The sequence below is a fragment of the Streptomyces sp. NPDC014995 genome, from assembly GCF_043080745.1.
Lineage (GTDB): Bacteria > Actinomycetota > Actinomycetes > Streptomycetales > Streptomycetaceae > Streptomyces.
This window is the reverse complement of record NZ_JBIBVX010000017.1, coordinates 41,382-59,168: the sequence shown is the minus strand read 5'-3', so window position 1 is coordinate 59,168 and position 17,787 is coordinate 41,382. Positions and strand designations below refer to the sequence as shown.

Genomic DNA, 17,787 nt, shown 5'->3' with positions numbered 1-17,787 from the left:
GCCGTCCGAGGCCGGGGGTATCTGTGCTGGGCCCATGAGGCCGCTCGTGACGACCATCAGCCGCGGGTTTGCGACGTCGACGGTGTAGTCCCGCCGCAGAGGGCCAGATCAGGAGCCGCGACACCCGTGTCGGGCAAAGCGGCGATCGGCCCTACCACGTTCCCCAAGAGGTGCACGGCAGATCCCCCGGAGAGCCGGCCGTACGCCCCACGCTGCCCCATCGGGCCGCTCAGGGACCAGAGCCGTGAGGGCGGTGCCGCGGCCCGCCGCGGCAGCAGCCACCTCCCGCAACAGCTCAAGTTCCTGCTCACCCAGCCGCGCCCTCCTGGCGGAGATGCCGGCAAGTCGCTTCAGGTAGGGATCCAGAGTGTGCACCGCCGGGGGCTCGCCACCTACGGGAGCTCCGACAGCGGACACGATGGCATCGGCTGCACCCACGACCGCGTTCTGACCGTTCCTTCGCCGCGGCATGATGCCATGCCGGTTCGGGACGAGTACGCAGGGATGAAGTTCTTCGTCAGAGAAGCCGGCAAACGGGTCGCCACCCCGCTGCTTGCGGTCGTCGCCGCTGTTGAGGCGGCCGACGTGATCTTCGCCGTGGACAGCGTGCCCGCGGTCCTGGCGATCAGTGACGACCCCTTCATCGTCCACACCAGTAACGCGTTCGCCATCCTCGGCCTGCGCGCCCTGTACTTCCTGCTCGCCGGTCTGCTGGACCGATTCCACTACCTCGGCACGGGCCTTGCGCTGATCCTCTCCTTCATCGGCGTGAAGCTGATCCTTCAGGCGTCCCACAAACTGTTGAGCAGCAGCATCCCGGAGATCCCGTCACCGGTCAGCTTGGCGGTTATCGTCGCGGTTCTGGCCGTGTCTGTCGCGCTGAGCATTCGCCGTCCGCGCCCGATCGCCCAGGACAAGGCTTGCTCGGCCCCCCGGGAGGAGAACGGCAGTCGAGATGCTTGGCACTACGGAGACGGACGGTCAAGGGGACGGAGGTGACGCGGAAGGACTTGCGGCGCGGTGGTGCCACCACGCGTCCGCCGGTCTGAGCATGCCGTTTCCTCGCAGCCCAAAAGCCCAAAACCTCCATCTGGATGAAGAGCGCCGACGATCCCCTGCGCTCCGGCGCAGATCACTAACATCAAATAATGCGTACATCCTCATCGCTGCTGCGGGCCCTTCGACCCCAAGTCCAAGAGCGGCTCTACGAGTTCTACGACGAACTGCGGAGCGCCGACCACCTCTTCTGGGACCGCCACCTGGGCGCCTGGGTCGCGACCGGGCACGCGGTCGTCAGCAGCGCCGCAGGTGACCCGAGGCTGTCCTCGGTGCGCTATCCCGACATCGAGGCCGTCTCCGAGGAACTGCGGCCGCTGGCCAAGGTCCTGAGCAGACAGATGCTCTACAGTGACGCCCCCGACCACTCCCGCCTGCGGGCCCTGATCAGCAGGGCCTTCACCCCCCGGGCCGTAGCGACACTCCGCGCCCGGATCATCGAAGCAGTCGACCGGATCATCACGCCCGCGGCGCGGACCGGGCGGATGGACATCGTCGCGGACCTCGCCCGCCCCCTGCCTCTCACCATCATCTGCGATCTCCTCGACGTACCGCAGCAGGACCGCTCCGCCCTCGCCTCGTGGTCCGAGCCGATCGCCGAAGCCATCGGCAACTCCCGGCTTGACGCCGACGGAAATCGCGCGGCGTCGCAGAGCATGGCGCACATGCTCACCTACCTCCGCGAACTCCTCACCCGCCACGACACCCCGCCGGCCCCCCACACCCTGCGCGCACTGTTGAGCGCACAGATGGAGAACACCGACCAGGACTTCGACGAACTCCTCGCCAACTGCGCCCTGCTCCTGATCGCCGGCCACGAGACCACCACCCACTTCATCGGCAATGCCACACTCGCCCTGCTCCGCCACCCGCACGCGGCTGACGAGCTGCGTCGCCGACCCGATCTGATGCCCGCGGCAGTCGAGGAACTCCTGCGCTACGACGCCCCCGTGCAGTTGATGCTGCGCCGGGCACGGCAGGACCTGGATCTGGCGGACCGCGCCATCGCCGAAGGGCAGACGGTGCTCCTCGTGTGCGGCGCCGCCAACCGGGATCCGGCTGTGTTCCCCGATCCCCATGTGCTGGACTTCGAACGGCCCGGCGGACGGCACATGGCGTTCGGGCACGGTCCGCACTTCTGCCTCGGCGCGGGGCTGGCCCGGCTGGAAGGCGCGATCGCCCTGGAAGCACTCCTTACCCGGCTCCCCGGTCTGCGTCTCGACAGCACCGCGCCGCAGTGGCAGCGCAGCCTCAACTTCCGCGGACTGACCAGTCTGAACGTCGCCTTCACCCCGCTCTCGGACGCTCACGACAGAGGCCCCCAGACCACACCGACCAATGGTTCCTCACCTGGCCTCGGCAGCGCGACGCATGCCGACCAGTGCCCCGCCCGGCCGGGACCCGACGGCGTCACGGGCGCTTGACCGCTCCGGAGCCGATATCGGGCGGCCGGCCTCCGGCACCGTTTCGCCACTGGGCGGTGCCGCGTGGCACGTTTCTCGATGAAGCAGGCGCTGGCGGTTCCCCCAGGCGACGACCCCTGGACACACAGAAGACGGTGCGGCTGCGGATCATGGCGACAGCCGCGGCGTCGCGGCCACCCCCATCGCGGCGACCTCGCGGACGGCGATGACTGCGGCGGCCACCAGGATGCTGTTCCAGGGGACATCCGCAGCCAGACGGATCAGTCCGGCTCCGGTGAGGAAGTCGAGCAGGACGGGCAGTGCCTGGCTGATCTGCCGCGAGAGCACATAGGCCGCGATGCGCTGAGCACCCCTGCCGCAGTGATCAGCAGTGCGGCTGCGACAAGAAACGCCGTCATGGCGTCTCCTCGGCCGCACGGGAGCCGGCCTTGCGCTGCCCTGGCTGGTCGGCAGCCAGTTCGGCGCGCTCACGGGCGATCTCTCGCCTCAAAAAGTAGTTCAACGCGGTACGGATGGCCGCGATGGCCGCCAGCTGGCCGATCAGCAGCTCCACGGAGTCATGCGGGGCCACTACCCGGCACTCGCCCGTCCCCCTCATCGGCGGCGGAACGCCCCCGAAAAGCTCATCCCTACCGCGGAGCCAGGCCGTGTCGCAGCCGACAAGTCCAGAGATGTACGCCGCCGAGGCTCGTAACCTGAACAGATGGAGGATGAAGACCAGGCCGCCCCGCTGGTTGTCGTCAGCGGCGTGTCCGGATCCGGCAAGACCACGGTCGGCAGGGCTCTGGCCCTGCAACTGGGAGTCCCTTACGCGGAAGGCGACGATTTCCACCCGCCGGCGAACGTGGAAAAAATGACGGCCGGCATACCGTTGAGTGACGCGGACAGGCGCCCCTGGCTCGACGAGATCGCCCAGTGGCTCGCCGACCACTCGCTCCGAGGCGGCGTCGTCGCCTGCTCCGCCCTCAAGCGGCACCACCGTGACCGGCTGACTTCCGCCGCACCCAACGTGTTCTTCGTGCACCTGCACGGCTCAGCCCAACTCATCGCTGACCGCATGGCGGCTCGCAGAGGCCATTTCATGCCGGAAAGCCTGCTGCAATCGCAGCTCGACACTCTGGAGCCACTGTCTCCCGACGAACACGGCGCACAGGTTCCCATCGACGGCACGCCCGCGGAGACAACGAGACTCGCCGTCGATGCCGTCCGTGCCCGATGAAAGCCATCATTCCTGGCGGCCGTCGCCCGGTGCGTGGCTGTCGCCGGGCAGCGCCGACCCGTACGTGAGGATCTCCGGGCGCCGCCGCTGCCGGTCCGCTGACCTGAGATCACACTGACACTGCCATCCGTCTCCCATACGACGGCCTGTACCTGTTGGAGCCCGCCCGGCGCCGGCGTTGCGGCGCGCGTCGCTCGGCGCAGTTCGTCCAGCGCGAACCGGTGGCACGCAAGCTCCTCGTCGAGGACGCGCCCCTGGTCCAGCAGGAGAGCAAGCTCTGCCTCGAATGGAGGAGCCTCACCCGCCACCCGTGCCCAGCGGCACGCCTACTCGGCTTGCGGACTGAGAGCGATGACGACCTTGACGTCGTCCGAGGTGCCAGTGAACGCCTCCTGCCAGTGGTCCAGCGGCACCCGCCGGGTGATCAGGCGTTCCAGCCAGGCCATATCCGCCTCCGCGAGTGCCCGGGCGGCCTGCTGGTAGTGCCGCAGGTTGGCGTTGACCGATCCGAAGACGGCGTCGTTGTCGAGCACGAGTTCGCGGTTGAGCATGCCGGCATCCACCGTCATCCGGCGTCCGCCGGAGGACACGCCGGTCATGCAGGCAATCCCGTACGCGGGAGTCCCGCAGATCACGTCGAAGACCACGTCCGGGGCGCCCGTGGCCTCGATGACGATGTCCGGACGGACCGCCTTCAGCACCTCGGTGACGTTCCGTGTGTGGTAGGTACCTCCCAGCGTGCGCACCAGCTCCGGTTTCGGCCCGTGAGTGACCCGGTCCAGGACATGGACCTCAAGACCCCGCTGGGCAGCGATCAAGGCGGCGAGCAGGCCGATTGCACCGGCCCCCGTGATCAGCGCTCGCTCCGGCCGGAACCATGACCGGTTCCCGATGCGCTCGATCTGCTCCCAGGCTTTGGCCACCACGCTCGTGGGCTCGATCAGCACCCCGACGCGGCCCAGCACAGGGTCCAGCTTGACGGCGTAGCCGCTCTCCACGCACCACTGCTGCGCACCGTAGCCGTCGATCTGCTTGATGCCCCGCTCGGTGTACCTGCCGTTGCGGCACATGTCGAACTCTCCGGCCGCGCATGCACCACACGGAACCGGGTCCGGGCGGCGCACCACACCGGCCACGAGATCGCCGGCCGTGAATCCGCTGTCGGCAGGCGCCCGCAGCACGCGCCCCAGGGACTCGTGCCCCAGCACGAGGTTCTGCCGGCCGGGCGGGGCCCAACCGTAGTGCCCTTCGATGATCTCCTTGTCCGTGCCGCAGACCCCGACCGCCAGCCCCTCCACCAGCATCTCGTCCCTGCGAGGAGAGGGATCGGCGACCTCCTCAAGCGCCACAGAGCCGGGCTGCTGCGGACGAACCAGTAATGCTCGCATCGTGCGCCCCTCACAGATCTGTTCACGGCAGCACTTGTGCGCGTACCCCGACCACCCGGGCTCACCCCCTTCTCCCACTCGCACAGCACCGGAACCCGCGAGACGCCCGAGGACGAACGCGAAGGGACCTGCCCCGTCGACACGATCAGCCCCGCTCCGCTTGTCCTCTCTCCTGCGGGCGCTCAACGTGGAGCCGGTGTGCTGCTGAGAGGAGTGACCATGGCAGCTCTCTTCGTGCTCCGCGGCCGGTGCCCCCTCGCGGCGGCCGCTCTTGCGCTGGCCGTGACCGCGGGCGCGTGCGGGGCCGATGACGACTTCTCCCTGCCGGAGTGGGACGCGCCGGGCCAGAACGCCCGCGTCGGCGACATCATGATCCGGTACGCGCATGTGGCGGAACCGCGAGGTAGGCCGTGGCAGCCGGGCAGCGACGTGCCCGCGTACGTGTGGCTCTACAACAAGGGCGGCGAGGCCGACAGGCTCCTCGGCGCCGACACGCCGAACGCGGCCTCGGTGGACATCGTCGACTCCGACGGCAAGCGGCTTACGGACGGGGTGGAGCTGCCGGCGAACCAGCTCGTGCAGCTGGAGCCGGGCAAGACCCATCTGATGCTGCGGGACGTGCGCGAGGTGATCAGGGGCGGCGACTTCATGAAGTTCACCCTGCGGTTCGAGGACGCGGGATCGATCACTTTCAACATCCAGTCACAGATCCCCGCCTACGACGAAAGCCCCTCCCCCACGCGGTGAACCGCCCGTGTCGACGCCTGCGTGTCCGTCGTCCGGCGGGCCCTGGGGAGGCGACACGACGCGCCTTGTGACGTGCCGGCGGCCTGGAGCCTGCCCACTCCGACGGCGCGCCGGGCAGTGGGCGCCGCAGGCGGGGCAGAGCGCCCTCCACACGCCGGTCCCCGACGGTCCGTTCCGCTGGAGCAGGAGACCGCCGCCGCGACGGGAGCAGGCCCGGGCGAGCCGTTCCCAGAAGGTGGGGTCCGTCCTCCTCACCCCGTCCAGGTCGCCGGTGGGACGCGGGAGGGGATGTGCGACGGCGAGCCCGTCGCATTCGGGCGGGCTCGCCGTGCTGACGGGGTGGGGTCAGCTGGTGATCTCAATGCGCCGGGGCTTGGCCTTTTCGGCCTTGGCGACCTTGACGGTGAGCACGCCGTCGGCGAGCTCGGCGGTGACCTGCTCCTCATCGGTGTCCTGCGGCAGCGTCACCCGGTAGTCGAACTGGCCGGTGCGCCGGGTGCGGCTGCGCAGCACCCCGGTGCGTTCCTTTTCCTTGAACTCGCCGTGCACGGACAACTCGCCGGCGTTCAGCTCAACGGTGATGTCGTCCTTCTTCACCCCGGGCAGGTCGACCTCGACCAGGTAGGCGTCGTCGGTCTCCTCCAGGTCGGCCAGCGGCGCCCAGGCATCACCGAGCAGACCGCCGCCGCCCGGGACGGCCGTCTGCCACAGCTGGCCCATCCGCTGGTACAGGTCGTGGAACTCGTGGAACGGGTCCCACACCGGACCGGTCTGCTCACGTCGGACAGGCAGCGTCATCTCCGATCCTCTCCTTCCGAAAGGCTCCGCGACCTGTGGCACGCCACGATCCGCTTGCGTTCCGGAAGTCCTCCTGACCGGGACCTCCACTACCCATAATCGGTCCAATACGGCGCATATTCCACGCCTTCCTGTGCGGGAATGAGCCCTCGGACAAGACCAAGAGACGACGGACAGCGATGTGGCACGCCGAGCTTCTGGCGCGGATGCGTGAGCGTGGCGAGTACACCGGCCAGGAGGAGGCCAAGAAGATCGAGGAGGCCGAGAAGATCACCGCCGGTGCGGACGCCGCCGCGGGGCCACGCCCGCGTCGTCCGGGCTCAGGCCCGCACGGCGGGTGCGGAGGAAGTCTCCCAGCTCAGCGTTCTGCTCCATTTCTCCTGTGCTCGCCGAGGGACGGGCCAGTGGCCTTGTGCAGGGTGGCCCACCCGGACCCAGGCTGGGGTGGGCCACTTTCGCGGGCTGTCCCGCCTTCCAGCGGCGTGATCCGTGATGGCGCGTCAGCTCTCCGGGCACGCCCGTCCGCCCGACGAACCGTGCAGCAGGTACGCAGACCGTTCCAGGGCGGTCAAGTCACGGCCGACGGTACGACAGATCTTCCGGATGGCCTCCGAGGGCCCGAGGAGCGCGACGTTCCACAGCTTCGCCATGGTGTCGAAGCTGCCGGTGGCGAGGGTGTGTCCGTTGGGGCTGAACGCCACCGAGGGGATCGCGTCGGACTCCCACAGAGTGGCGCGGTTCTGGCCCGTGGCAACGTCCCACAGTCCCACGGTGGCGTCGAAGCTCCCGGTGGCGAGGGTCCGTCCGTCCGGGCTGAACGCCGTCGACAGCACCCAGTCCGTGTGCCCGGTCAGGGTGGCGCGGTTCTCGCCGGTGGCCACGTCCCACAGCCGTAAGGTGTTGTCGCGGCCGGCGGTGGCCAGTGTCCGCCCGTCCGGGCTGAACGCCACCGAGTCCACCGCACCGGTGTGGCGCGCCAGCGTGGTCAGGTTCTTGCCGGTTGCCACGTCCCACAACCGCGCGGTCTCGTCGGTGCTACCGGTGGCGAGGACGCGTCCGTTCGGGCTGAACGCCACGGAGGTGACCGTGTCGGTGTAGCCGGTCCGGAAGGGTAAAAATTTGCCCGTTCTCACATCCCACAGCCGCAAGGTCTCGCGAACTCCGGTGCTGCCGGTGGCGAGAGTGTGCCCGTTCGGACTGAACGCCACGGCGTTCACGGCGCCGGCGAACTCCCTCACGACGGCGCGGTTCCTGCCGGTGGAAACGTCCCAGAGCCGTACGGTGGCGTCATAGCTCCCGGTGGCCAGTGTCCGCCCGTCCGGGCTGAACGCCACAGACTGCACCCAGCTCTTGTGGCCGGTCAGGGGGGCACGTGAGGTACCGGTGTCCACGTCCCACAGCCGCGCGGTGTTGTCGCGGCTGCCGGTAGCCAGGACTTTTCCGTCCCGGCTGAAGGCCACCGATCGTGCCACGTCGGTGTGGCCGCTCAGAGGGGCCCTGGTCAGGCCCGCCTCCATGTCCCACAACCGCACGGTCTTGTCGAAGCTGGCTGTGGCGAGGGTGCGCCCGTCCCGGCTGAAGGCGACCGAGACCACTCTGGCGGTGTGGCCACTCAGGTGGACACGGGGTGTTCCAGAGGGCATGTCCAGCAGCACCACGGTCTCGTCGTCACTGCCGGTGGCGAGGGTCCGCCCGTCCGGGCTGAACGCCACCGCGAACACGGCACCGTGGTGGTGGGAAAAGATGCCTTGCCGCTCACCCGTGGCCACGTCCCACAGCCGCACGTTGGTGTCGATGCAGCCGGTGGCGAGTGTGCGTCCGTCCGGGCTGAACGCCACCGAGGTCACCGCGTCGTCGTGGGGCAGGGACGAGCGGCTGATTCCCGTCCTCACGTCCCACAGACGCACTGTCCTGTCGCGGCTGCTGGTCGCGAGGACGCTTCCGTCGGGGCTGAACGCCACCGACCACACTTCGGCACCGTGCCCGCGCAGAGTGGCCTGGCGAGTGGCGGTGTCCACGTCCCACAGCCGCACGGTCCTGTCGGCGCCGCCGGTGGCGAGGGTACGCCCGTCCGGACTGAACGCCACCGAGCTCACCGCGTCGTCGTGGGACAGGGTGGTGCGGGCAGTGGCGGAGTCCACGTCCCACAGCCGCACGGACTTGTCGGCGCCGCCGGTGGCGAGGGTACGCCCGTCCGGACTGAACGCCACCCAATAGACCGCCCCGGTGTGGCCGGTCAGGGTGGCACGTACGGCGCCGGTAGCCACGTCCCACAACCGTACGGACTTGTCGGCGCCGGCGGTGGCGAGGGTACGCCCGTCCGGGCCGAAGGACGCGCGGTTCACCGGTCCGGTGTGCCCGGTCAGGCGTTGCCGCAACGGAAGGGCCGCGGCGTTCTCCAAGCTCGCGACGGACTCGGGAGTAGGGCTTGTGCGGTATGCATGCACGGCCAGGATCGAGGCGAGATCGGGGTTCGCTTGAGTGAGTGCACCGGATTTGGCGGCAAGCTGACGCGACACCGCCTCCTGCCGCTCACCCTTGACCGTCTGCCACTGCCAGACGGCTCCTCCGACCGCGAGGACGGCCAGGACGAGCAGGGTGGCCAGGACCGCGTTGAGGCGTCTGCTGCGCCGGATGGCGGCCTGTTGGCGTTCCTTGCTGGCCGCGAGGAACGCGGCGACGCTGCCCGGCAGGCGGCGTCGCTGTGCCCATTCGAGCCCTTCCGCGAGGGCTGTTCCTCCGAGCAGGTCGCCCGGGTCCTTTCCCTCGGCCCAGCGGACGCTCTGATCGCGGGCGTAGCTGAGCCACTCCTGGAAGCGGTGGTCCTGCGCCACCCAGGCGCGCAGGGTGCCCCAGTCGCGGATGAGGGCGTCGTGGATGAGTTCGGCCACCGGCAGCGCGGGTGGGGCGTCGCGCACCAGGGAGACGACGGGGGCGTAGGTGGTGATGATGCGGTGGCGGGTGAGGGCGGCGAGTACGTCGTCGATGTCCTCGGCGCTGGTCGGCCCGCCGCCGACGTCGGCCGCCAGTTCGCGCAGTTCGTGCAGCGGGACCTGGGCGCGGGTGGCCGGGATGTTGCGGCGGGGGTCGGCGGAGCGCACCAGAGAGGTCAGGATGCGCTGGGCGATGGGCCGGTGCTCGGGAGGCAACTGGTCGAGGGCGGTGTCGCACCAGGTGGTCAGGCTGCCGGTGACGCCGCCGATGCGCCGGTAGGCGTCGTGGGTGAGGTAGCCGTCCCGCCGCCTTTCCCACAGTTGGCTGAGGGTGAGTTCCAGCAACGGCAGGACCGTTACCGGGGCGCGGCGGGTCGCGGGTCCCTCGGGGGTGGTGGCCAGGACGTCGGCGATGATCTGCTCGGGCAGCCCGGGCTCGAAGTGGGCGCCGGCGTTGTCGGCGGGCCGGACGATGATGTCGTGCAGATCGTCGTGGCTCATGGTGGCGGGGATGTTGAGGAGCCCCGGCATCGCGGCCTCCAACAGCTTGGGGGCCAGAGCGGCCTGCCGGGGGTAGAAGTCGTCCCGCATGACGAGGATCACCGCGAGCGCCGCGGGGGAGTTCACGGCGGCGGTGATCTGGTCCGTGGCGGCCAGGCGGCGCTCCAGGTCGCGGCCGGTGCCGGGCTGGGTGAGGAGCTCTTCGAACTGGTCGACGACCAGGAGGACTCGCCCGTGGGTGGGCTGAGCCGCGAGCTTGCGGGTGACGGCCGCGGCGATCCCGTCGCCGGCGGCCCCGGCGAGGCCGACGCGTTCGAGCTCGGTCAGCAGGTCCTGTCGCGGCCGTGTCAGCACGGGCAGCCATCTGTCGCTGCCCGGGATCGCGCCCGCGGCGAGCGCCGGCAGGACACCGGCCTGGATCAGGGAGGACTTTCCCGAGCCGGAGGGGCCGAGCAGCAGGGTCACCCGCTGCTGTGACAGGTTCGCCAGTACCTGGTCGACCGCGTCCTGGCGGCCCTCGTACCACTGGGCCTCTTCCACGGTGAACGGTTCGAGACCGCGGTACGGGCTCAGCTCCTGCTCGGCCAGTGCGGGCCAGACCTCCCGCAGCACCTGCACGGGTGTCACGTACGCGATCCCCTGCCCCCGCTGGTGCTCGTCGGGCGCGGTGATCTCCGTCAGCATGCCGATGACCAGACCGGTGACCTCGTCCATCACCGGCCCGCCGCTGAACCCCGTCGTCAGGTCGTTCGCGGCGGTCAGCTGAAGATGGACGCCCCTGCTCTCCGTGGCGGGCAGGACGTCGCCGGCCACGGCGAACCCGAAGTGCCCGCCCGGCGGGGCGTGCGCCGGGAACCCGAACGAGCGCACGTGGTGACCCCGGCAGCCCGTCGCGGAGCCCAGCGGCAACGGCCGCAGTCCGGCCGGGGCATCCCGCAGGCGCACGACGGCCACGTCCTCGTCCTCCGAGGCGCGCCACGGCTCGACCAGGACCAGGCCCTCGAGCCGGCGGGCACCGTCGACGCGCGGAAAGACCAGCCGCACGCTCTCGCCGGGCCCTGCTCCGGCAGTGCGGACGACGTGTGCACAGGTGACCAGGATGTCCTCGGCGACCAGGAAACCCACCCCGGCCACCTCGTCGCCCGGGCCGAGGACCTGGGCCACGGCCCTGATCAGTCCCGAGACGCGGTCACTGCCGGGGCCGGTGCCGGGGCCCGTGCCGGTGCCGGTACCGTCCACGGGATCAGTCCGGCCAGTCGTCCGAGCCGCTAGAGCCCGGACTCCGCTGCCATGACATCGTCACCGTCAAGTGGCAGTTGGCGCTGCTCTTGGTGATGACGGCCCCCGCCTCGACCGCGAGGTCGATACCGAACTGCACCGTGATCCCTTCGGGCCCGGCCTTGCGCAACTGGTCGAGCGTGGCGCGGGCCGCCACGGTGATGGGAGCCAGCGCAGCCTGCAGACTCCCCGGCAGCTCATGAATGGCATCGCCCACGCGACCCGCCTTGACCGGGCCGGCCACCGCAGCGGGAGCCTCGACCAAGAGGAAACCACCGTTTCCCATCGCGATCCGGGCCAGGTGCATCAGGCTCTTCCTCCCTCGCCGTGCTTGCCGACCACGCCCGGGAGCGGTACGTCCGGCCGGTGTCGACGCCGTTGGCCGACCGCGGGAACGTACCGGCGCCCTCTGCCGCGATCTTCCTCGGACCCGGCCCCCGCCGCATCCGAGGAAGGCCGTACGAATGAGACGGCCCGCGTCGACGAGCCACAGCCACCGGCTGGATCCCCTCCTCGGTCTCCGCCGCCACCGCAGCGCGGACCCCACAGGCGCCGTCTCCCGCCCCTGCTGCCGGCCGCCGGCCGCCGGCCGCCTGCGAGGATCTGCCCCAGGAACTCGGCTTCGGCTCGGCATGACCTGCTGGCGACGCCTGCGGGACGGGAACGAGGCTGGTGTGTGGCAGCGGCTGCACGAGGACCTGCTCGCCGAGCTCAACGCGGCCTCACGGCTGTACTGGCCCGCTTCGTGGTCGACTCCCCCCATGCCAGAGCCCTGAAAGGGGAAACCGGACGGCGCTGTCGCCGGTCGACCGGGGCTGGGCCGCCCGCAGACACCACCTGGTCACCGGCGGGCACAACACGCCGCTCGCGGTCCTGCCGACCGGCGGCAACCGCAACGACGTCACCCAGTTGCTCCCCCTGCTCGATCGACGCACACCCGCCCGTCCGCGTCCGGGCCGGCCGCCCCGGACGCAAGCCGGACTCCCAGTTCGCCGACCGCGGCTACGACCACGACAGCCACCGCGACGAGGTCCGCGATCGAGGCATCGTGCCGGGGATCGCCCGCCGCGGAACGCGGCACGGCACCGGTCTGGGCACCTACTGGTGGGTGATCGAGCCAAGTTTCGTCTGGCTGCACGGCTTCAGACGCCTGCGGATCCGCTGGGAAGGAGGGGCCGGCATCCACGAAGCACTCCTCAAGCTCGCCTGCTGTCTGATCACCCACCGACAACTCGGCTCGTCGTGTGAGCCGTTGTAAGGCCGCGAAGTTGATCCCGTTACTTGTTACTTCCAGACGATGAAGTAGCCCTGGGCGGGGAAGGTGAGGATGGCTCATGCTCCACCGCCGCCTGGCCCGCGACTACGAAACCCTGCCCGCCCGCTCCGAAGCCATGATCCACCTGGCGATGACCGACCTGATGGCCCGCCGCCTCACAGGCGAAACCACCATCTCCTGGCGCGAAGTCTCCACCCAGTCGACGACCCCACTGATCTGAGGATCATCGTCGGTACCTGTGAAGAGGACGTTTCCGGGATGGAAGTCCCGGTGCAGGAAGCACCCCTGATAGGCCGGGGGCTCCCGGCGGATGACGTCGACAGCCCGCTGCCAGAGCTCAGGCCGCTCGGTCGCCGCGGGCAGAGTCACTCGCTCGGGAGAGGCCCAGGCCTGGTAGGTGCGAGGCCGTTGTTGCGCGGTCACCGGCAGTTGATGGATACGCACCAGTTGCCTGGCCAGCAGCAGTTCAGCGCGGTCATCAGCACCCTGATCGCCAAGGCGCACGGCCCCCGGCAGCAGGGACATGAGCAAGGAGGGGTGATCGCAGTACTGCGCCGTCGCATCCACCGCCGCCAGCGTGGCCGCGGGCACGTGTCACCGAGCAGGCGCAGGACAGTCGCCTCATGGGTCAGAAGGCCCTCCGCGTGCGGAACGAAGAAAGGCTTGACGAAGGACCGCAGGACAAGTGAGCGCCGGCCGCCCGGACCACAGAGGTGCAGGCGGCGCATCTCCGACGTCCAGCCGCCGCGCAGGCGCACAACCTTTTCGATGTGCTCCGCCTCGGACAGCCCCTTCACCACCCAGGAGCGCGTGGCCCCCCAGCCCTGACTGCCAAGATCCGCGCCGATGCCCTCGGCCCCCTCACCCGAAGCCATGAAGGCAGGCTATCCGGCTCCCAGCGAACGCATCCCATGAACTGAATTCGCCAGCAGTGTCTTGCAGTTGCCGGGGAGGAGACGCGCAGCATTTTAGGAGAACAGAACCGGACACTACCTACCTTTGACGCCGGGGAGGGGACTCTCTCGTTCCGAAAGCCGCGGATCGCTACGGCCTCTATGCCGCCGCGTGAAGACGGGTATCCGCCAGCAACCGCAGTGGTGGCATCCGTATGACAGCAACTCTTCGCGGTTGACTGATCTTGCGCGCCGGTACATTACGGGCGCTCAGGAAGTCGGCTCTGGCAGCACCGTCGAGAGGGGCTTGCCGCTCCGCCTCAAGTTGCTCGCGGCACGGCGACGGGAGCAAATCAAGCAGGAACGGCAACGGGAAGAGATCAGTCACCGCATTGAATTGCGAGTGTGCAGGCAAGTGCTCATTGCTCGCAGACCAGATTGCTTCCCGCCGACCTTTCAGACCTGGGAGCCACCAAGTCTCACCGTGGAGAGCCACGGTGACCCGCCGTTGCCCTGACTCGACGACGAACGGCCGCGAGTTGCGCTGCTGGACGCCCGGCTGAGTCTGGAAGACGCATTCCTTCAGCTTGCCTGTGAGATCGCGGATGAGCTCCTGACGCTGGCCCTCTGCAGTCGCGAGTACGAGTCTTGCTGCAGTGCCTCCTGTGGCGTCCTTCCCTCGCGGAGTGCTTCGCCTAGGGACCGCACACGTACCCCGGGCTCCTGGCGAAGCGGACACGGATCACATCTGTCCGCAGCGGGCGTCCCAAAGGCTGTCCCACAATGATCAGGAAGCTCCCCGCTCGCGGACACACGAACTGTGAGAGGAGATCGTGCGCCCCACCGAACCGGCATGAGGGCCGTTCGCTGAGCCCGGGAAAACCGTTGGACCCGCTGACGGGGGCGCGTCATAGGGTCGGGGCGCGGAGACGCGGTCGGTCGGCGAGGGAATGGTGGATGGCGGGACTGTACGAGATCTGGCAGCGGGCGGAGGTGTCGCGCAGGCTGGACGTGTTGTCGGGCTTCATCGCAATGTGCGTGGCGGAGGACGACGACGCGCGACGCCGTCTCGCCCAGCTGGTTGCCGGCGCGAACGCGGCCCTCTCCGCCTCGCCCCCGGATTTGGTAGTCGCCTCGGAGTACCTGGACGAACTCGTGCGGTGGGCTGACACGGAGTGGGCCGAGCACCCCTATCGTCCCGTGGAAGCTCGGCCTGACGAGGCCGACCGGCAGACGCGTGACTACGCCAAGGATCTCCGGCACACCGCACTCCCGGTCCGCGTCCGGGACGAGATGGGGCGCATCGAACTCAGTCTCGAGGTGCGGTTCCTCGCCTTGTGCCGCCAACCGGGGTTGGACTGTCGGATCCGCCAGGACATCTTCTACGTCGCCGGGCGTGCTGCGATGGCCCTCGACCTCGGGCACTTGGAAGCGGCAGAGCGGGAGATCCGGCGCATGGAAGAGGTGGGTTCAGTGGAGCCACGGGAGAGCCGCTGCGGCTGATTCGCGGCCTTCCGAGGTCCACAGATGTGGAACGACCTCTTCACGTGGCTGGTCTGATCACCGCGTCGGAACCGCATTGGATAGCCCAATGGGCAGCGACGGGGCGGCTGAGACCTAACCAGGACCAGGGCCCAGTGAGCTCTTCTTCCAGACTGGTCCGGCCGCTCCCGCCTGATCGCTGCGGTGGTGGCGGTCGGTGCCGGGTAGTCGTCCACACACTCCCGGGACTCGATCCGTCGAACAAGAGCCGGCCCCCGGTTCCGTCCGCTGCCACCGCGACGTGCGCACCGCATCCAGTCCGATTGATCGGATCGTTGATGTCCGCAGTCCGAGTCGTTCGCAGGGGTCACCTCTCAATAAGCCCTGAGCCGCCGAGTTCTGAAGCGGACCGAGGGCCTGGGGGCAGCTGGGGTCACGAACGGCTGATCGGATGCATGGCTCTGTTCATGAGAACGGGTTCTGGCACGACTTCCGTGAAGCGGTCACGATTAGTGATCAGTGGGTGTTGTTTCGAGTGCTTGGAGGATCTGTCGCACTTCCTGGCGCCACTGATCGGCGTCGGCACTGTCCACCCAGCCGGTCGCCATCTCGGATCCGTCCCGGAGGACCCGGTCCAGTGCGAGTCTCGCCGACGCGCGAAGCGAGGCCGGTAGTTCGGGCAGCGGTTCCCTGGGGCCGTCATCGGGGTCAATCACAATGGGGCTGTCGGGGAGGGTGCTGGCGACGAGCGCGCCGGCGGCAACGGCCTCGGCCCCGTCTCCGCCATCGACGCGCTCTCCCGAGTCGGTGACTCGCTGGAATGCCCGCTCCAGCACGTCGATGACCTGCTGGTGGGTGAGTCCCTCAAGTGCATCGACGAAGTCTGCGGCGAGGTCGCTGTCGAACGGGCCGGTTCCCCACGTTCCCATGCATGGCTCCTGACACGGCTGTCTCTGACGAAGGCCATGGTTCCAGAAGCCACTGACATCGAACCATGAGGCGAGGAGAACCCGCTTGTGGAGCAATGCGAAGCCGGCGCGTCCGAACATCTGGCGCTTGAGCATCTTGATCCGGTTGACGTGTCCTTCGACGACGCCGGAGTTCCAGGGCAGGGTCAGGCCGGCGACGACCGCGTCGCGGTCTCGGTCGATGCCGGCCGCGAGAGTGTGAAGGCTGGGAAGGTCGTCCTGGCGGACGGCGTCGAGCCACTGCGGGAGTCGTTCCCCCTGCCGCTCGGTGAGCATCTGGGCGAAGGACCGGACGTGACCGGTCAGGGCATCGAGTTCAGGGCAGTTGGCCAGCACGGCCTTGAGCCGGAGCTGTTCGGTCTCTGTCAGCGTCTCGGGTCGGCTGAGAATCCATTTCGTCACCACGCGGGGTGCCGGCGGTTGCGCCGTGACCGGCCGTGGTGAGGTGCGCTTGTCTCGCAGGTAGGCGCTGACCCGGCCGTAGCTGCCTCGATAGCCCAAGGGAACGATCTCTTCCCACAGCTTCCAGGCGTTGGTGCAGCCCTCGTCCCAGCGTTCGTCCAGGTAGGGCTTGTACTCGTCGAGGACGGAGGTCCGGTTGTGCTGCCACTGACCACGAAAGAGGTCTTCCGGCTTCCCAGCGTCGGCGAGGCCCTTGACGGTGCGGTGGGTCATGTTCAGCTGGCGCCCGATGGAACGGCGGCTGTGGCCGACTTCCAGCAGCGCGTGGACCGTGGCGTGCCTGGCTCGGACGCGGTTGGCGAATCGCTCGCTCCGCCATGGAGAGTCCGTCTTCTCGACGGGCGGCGCCGGTTCGTCGGCCCTCCCCTCACGATCGGGGACCAACACGCGAAGGCACTGGCGGTGGCGGGCGACAGCCCGCTCAGCAGCCTCCCCGAGGTTGTGCCACAAATGCCAGCGGTCGGCAACCTGCGTCGCCTGGGGCGCCCCGGCTGTGGCGCCTTCCGCGAAGAACGGCGCGCGGTCCCGGCAGACGATCTCAATCCCGGGTCGCTTCGCCAGCCATGCGGCCAGGCTGGATGCCTCCCGGTCCGGCAGCAGATCCACCGGCCGACGCGTCTCGACGTCGACGAGCACCGTGCCGTAGACCCGTCCCTTGCGTGTGGCGTACTCATCGACACCGACCACCCGCGGGGCCGGGACATCGGGTTCGGGCAATGCATCGAGCAGCCGCAACACCGCGCTGCGGCTGATGGACACGCCGAAGGCCCGTGCCATCCGGGCGCCGGCTCGGCCGGCGAGCGCGAGACCCACCGCGGCGAGAGTCGACCGCAGCCGCTCCGTCCACCTGCTGTGCCGCCGGGTCAGTCCCGGCATCTGCTCAACGAACGTCCGCCGAGCACACGAAGACTCCGGACAGAAGAACCGCCGAACTCGCAGTTGCAGGACCACCAGACGGCCCCCGCTCGGCACGTCCGCAGGAAACCGCAGGTAAGAGCTGTGCACCCGGGTCGACTCGCTCCCGCAGTCCGGGCATGCCGCCCTGCTTGCGGTACTGCAGACGTCGATGCGTATCGCCTCGTGGCTCACCTCCAGCGACAGCACCGACACGTCCGCGATGGACGGTAGCAGCAGGCCCTCCAGAGGAGGCGACGTCTCTTCCACGACGCCGCACTGTCGACCACACCAAGATCATCCCTGGTCATTTTCAGGCAACTTCCCAAAGCCTGATCGGAGCAGCAGCCATCACTCAGCGTGCGCGCTTCACGGAAAACGAGCCAGAACCTGAGAACGGACAGCAGATGTCCACCACTTCGGTAGGCACCACGACGCACCGAGGATTCGAACGCTGCGTGAGGTGTG

11 protein-coding genes and 4 pseudogenes are annotated in these 17,787 nt (G+C 69.1%); 7 read left to right on the top strand and 8 right to left on the bottom strand.

The features are described from left to right. Positions 1–126 precede the first annotated feature (126 nt). Positions 127–999, top strand: a complete 873-nt coding sequence (locus ACF1A1_RS30425) for a hypothetical protein (RefSeq protein WP_392004217.1) — start codon at positions 127–129, stop codon at positions 997–999. Between the two features lie 149 nt (positions 1,000–1,148). Next, positions 1,149–2,480 carry a cytochrome P450 gene (locus ACF1A1_RS30420; protein ID WP_392004216.1) on the top strand — a complete coding sequence of 444 codons (1,332 nt, stop codon included), beginning with the start codon at positions 1,149–1,151 and terminating at the stop codon, positions 2,478–2,480. Positions 2,481–2,627: 147 nt separating this feature from the next. Here the strand turns inward: ACF1A1_RS30420 and ACF1A1_RS30415 are convergent, their stop codons facing one another. Next, a complete protein-coding gene (locus tag ACF1A1_RS30415; protein WP_392004215.1) occupies positions 2,628–2,807 on the bottom strand; it encodes a hypothetical protein in 180 nt (59 codons plus the stop codon). Positions 2,808–2,874: 67 nt separating this feature from the next. Continuing rightward, positions 2,875–3,021: pseudogene (locus ACF1A1_RS30410) on the bottom strand (DUF1622 domain-containing protein); the annotation flags it as partial. A 162-nt stretch (positions 3,022–3,183) separates the two neighbouring features. On the opposite strand from ACF1A1_RS30410, the gene ACF1A1_RS30405 reads away from it, so the two are divergent. Continuing rightward, positions 3,184–3,699, top strand: coding sequence for a gluconokinase (locus tag ACF1A1_RS30405; protein ID WP_392004214.1), 516 nt, complete (start codon positions 3,184–3,186; stop codon positions 3,697–3,699). A 326-nt stretch (positions 3,700–4,025) separates the two neighbouring features. Here ACF1A1_RS30405 and ACF1A1_RS30400 read toward each other — a convergent pair whose 3' ends face one another. Beyond that, positions 4,026–5,087, bottom strand: coding sequence for a glucose 1-dehydrogenase (locus tag ACF1A1_RS30400; protein ID WP_392004332.1), 1,062 nt, complete (start codon positions 5,085–5,087; stop codon positions 4,026–4,028). Positions 5,088–5,306: 219 nt separating this feature from the next. Between ACF1A1_RS30400 and ACF1A1_RS30395 the strand changes: the two genes are divergently transcribed. Then, positions 5,307–5,834: a copper chaperone PCu(A)C gene (locus ACF1A1_RS30395; protein ID WP_392004213.1), complete on the top strand. Its 528-nt coding sequence runs from the start codon at positions 5,307–5,309 to the stop codon at positions 5,832–5,834. A gap of 345 nt (positions 5,835–6,179) precedes the next feature. On the opposite strand, the gene ACF1A1_RS30390 is transcribed toward ACF1A1_RS30395, so the two are convergent. From ACF1A1_RS30390 to ACF1A1_RS30380, 3 genes are all read right to left on the bottom strand, one after another. After that, complete coding sequence (locus ACF1A1_RS30390) at positions 6,180–6,632, bottom strand: Hsp20/alpha crystallin family protein (RefSeq protein WP_392004212.1); 453 nt, start codon at positions 6,630–6,632, stop codon at positions 6,180–6,182. 500 nt (positions 6,633–7,132) lie between these two features. Further along, complete coding sequence (locus ACF1A1_RS30385) at positions 7,133–11,305, bottom strand: trypsin-like peptidase domain-containing protein (protein ID WP_392004211.1); 4,173 nt, start codon at positions 11,303–11,305, stop codon at positions 7,133–7,135. A 4-nt stretch (positions 11,306–11,309) separates the two neighbouring features. Further along, the gene (locus ACF1A1_RS30380) at positions 11,310–11,651 is read right to left on the bottom strand and encodes a CU044_2847 family protein (protein WP_392004210.1); all 342 of its coding nucleotides are present in this window, start codon (positions 11,649–11,651) and stop codon (positions 11,310–11,312) included. A 322-nt stretch (positions 11,652–11,973) separates the two neighbouring features. Between ACF1A1_RS30380 and ACF1A1_RS30375 the strand changes: the two are divergent. Together ACF1A1_RS30375 and ACF1A1_RS30370 are read left to right on the top strand one after the other, a co-directional pair. Then, positions 11,974–12,602, top strand: a pseudogene (locus ACF1A1_RS30375) (IS5 family transposase); the annotation flags it as partial. Positions 12,603–12,669: 67 nt separating this feature from the next. Then, a pseudogene (locus tag ACF1A1_RS30370) lies at positions 12,670–12,840 on the top strand (IS5/IS1182 family transposase); the annotation flags it as partial. On the opposite strand, the pseudogene ACF1A1_RS30365 reads toward ACF1A1_RS30370, so the two are convergent. Beyond that, a pseudogene (locus tag ACF1A1_RS30365) lies at positions 12,804–13,495 on the bottom strand (phosphotransferase family protein); the annotation flags it as partial. The pseudogenes ACF1A1_RS30370 and ACF1A1_RS30365 sit on opposite strands and share 37 nt — an antisense overlap. Before the next feature lie 975 nt (positions 13,496–14,470). Here ACF1A1_RS30365 and ACF1A1_RS30360 point away from each other — a divergent pair. Further along, a complete protein-coding gene (locus ACF1A1_RS30360) occupies positions 14,471–15,016 on the top strand; it encodes a hypothetical protein (RefSeq protein ID WP_392004209.1) in 546 nt (181 codons plus the stop codon). Between the two features lie 488 nt (positions 15,017–15,504). On the opposite strand, the gene ACF1A1_RS30355 is transcribed toward ACF1A1_RS30360, so the two are convergent. Beyond that, positions 15,505–17,514 (bottom strand): ISL3 family transposase, encoded by a 2,010-nt coding sequence (locus ACF1A1_RS30355; protein WP_392004331.1) that lies wholly within the window; start codon positions 17,512–17,514, stop codon positions 15,505–15,507. Positions 17,515–17,787 lie beyond the last annotated feature (273 nt).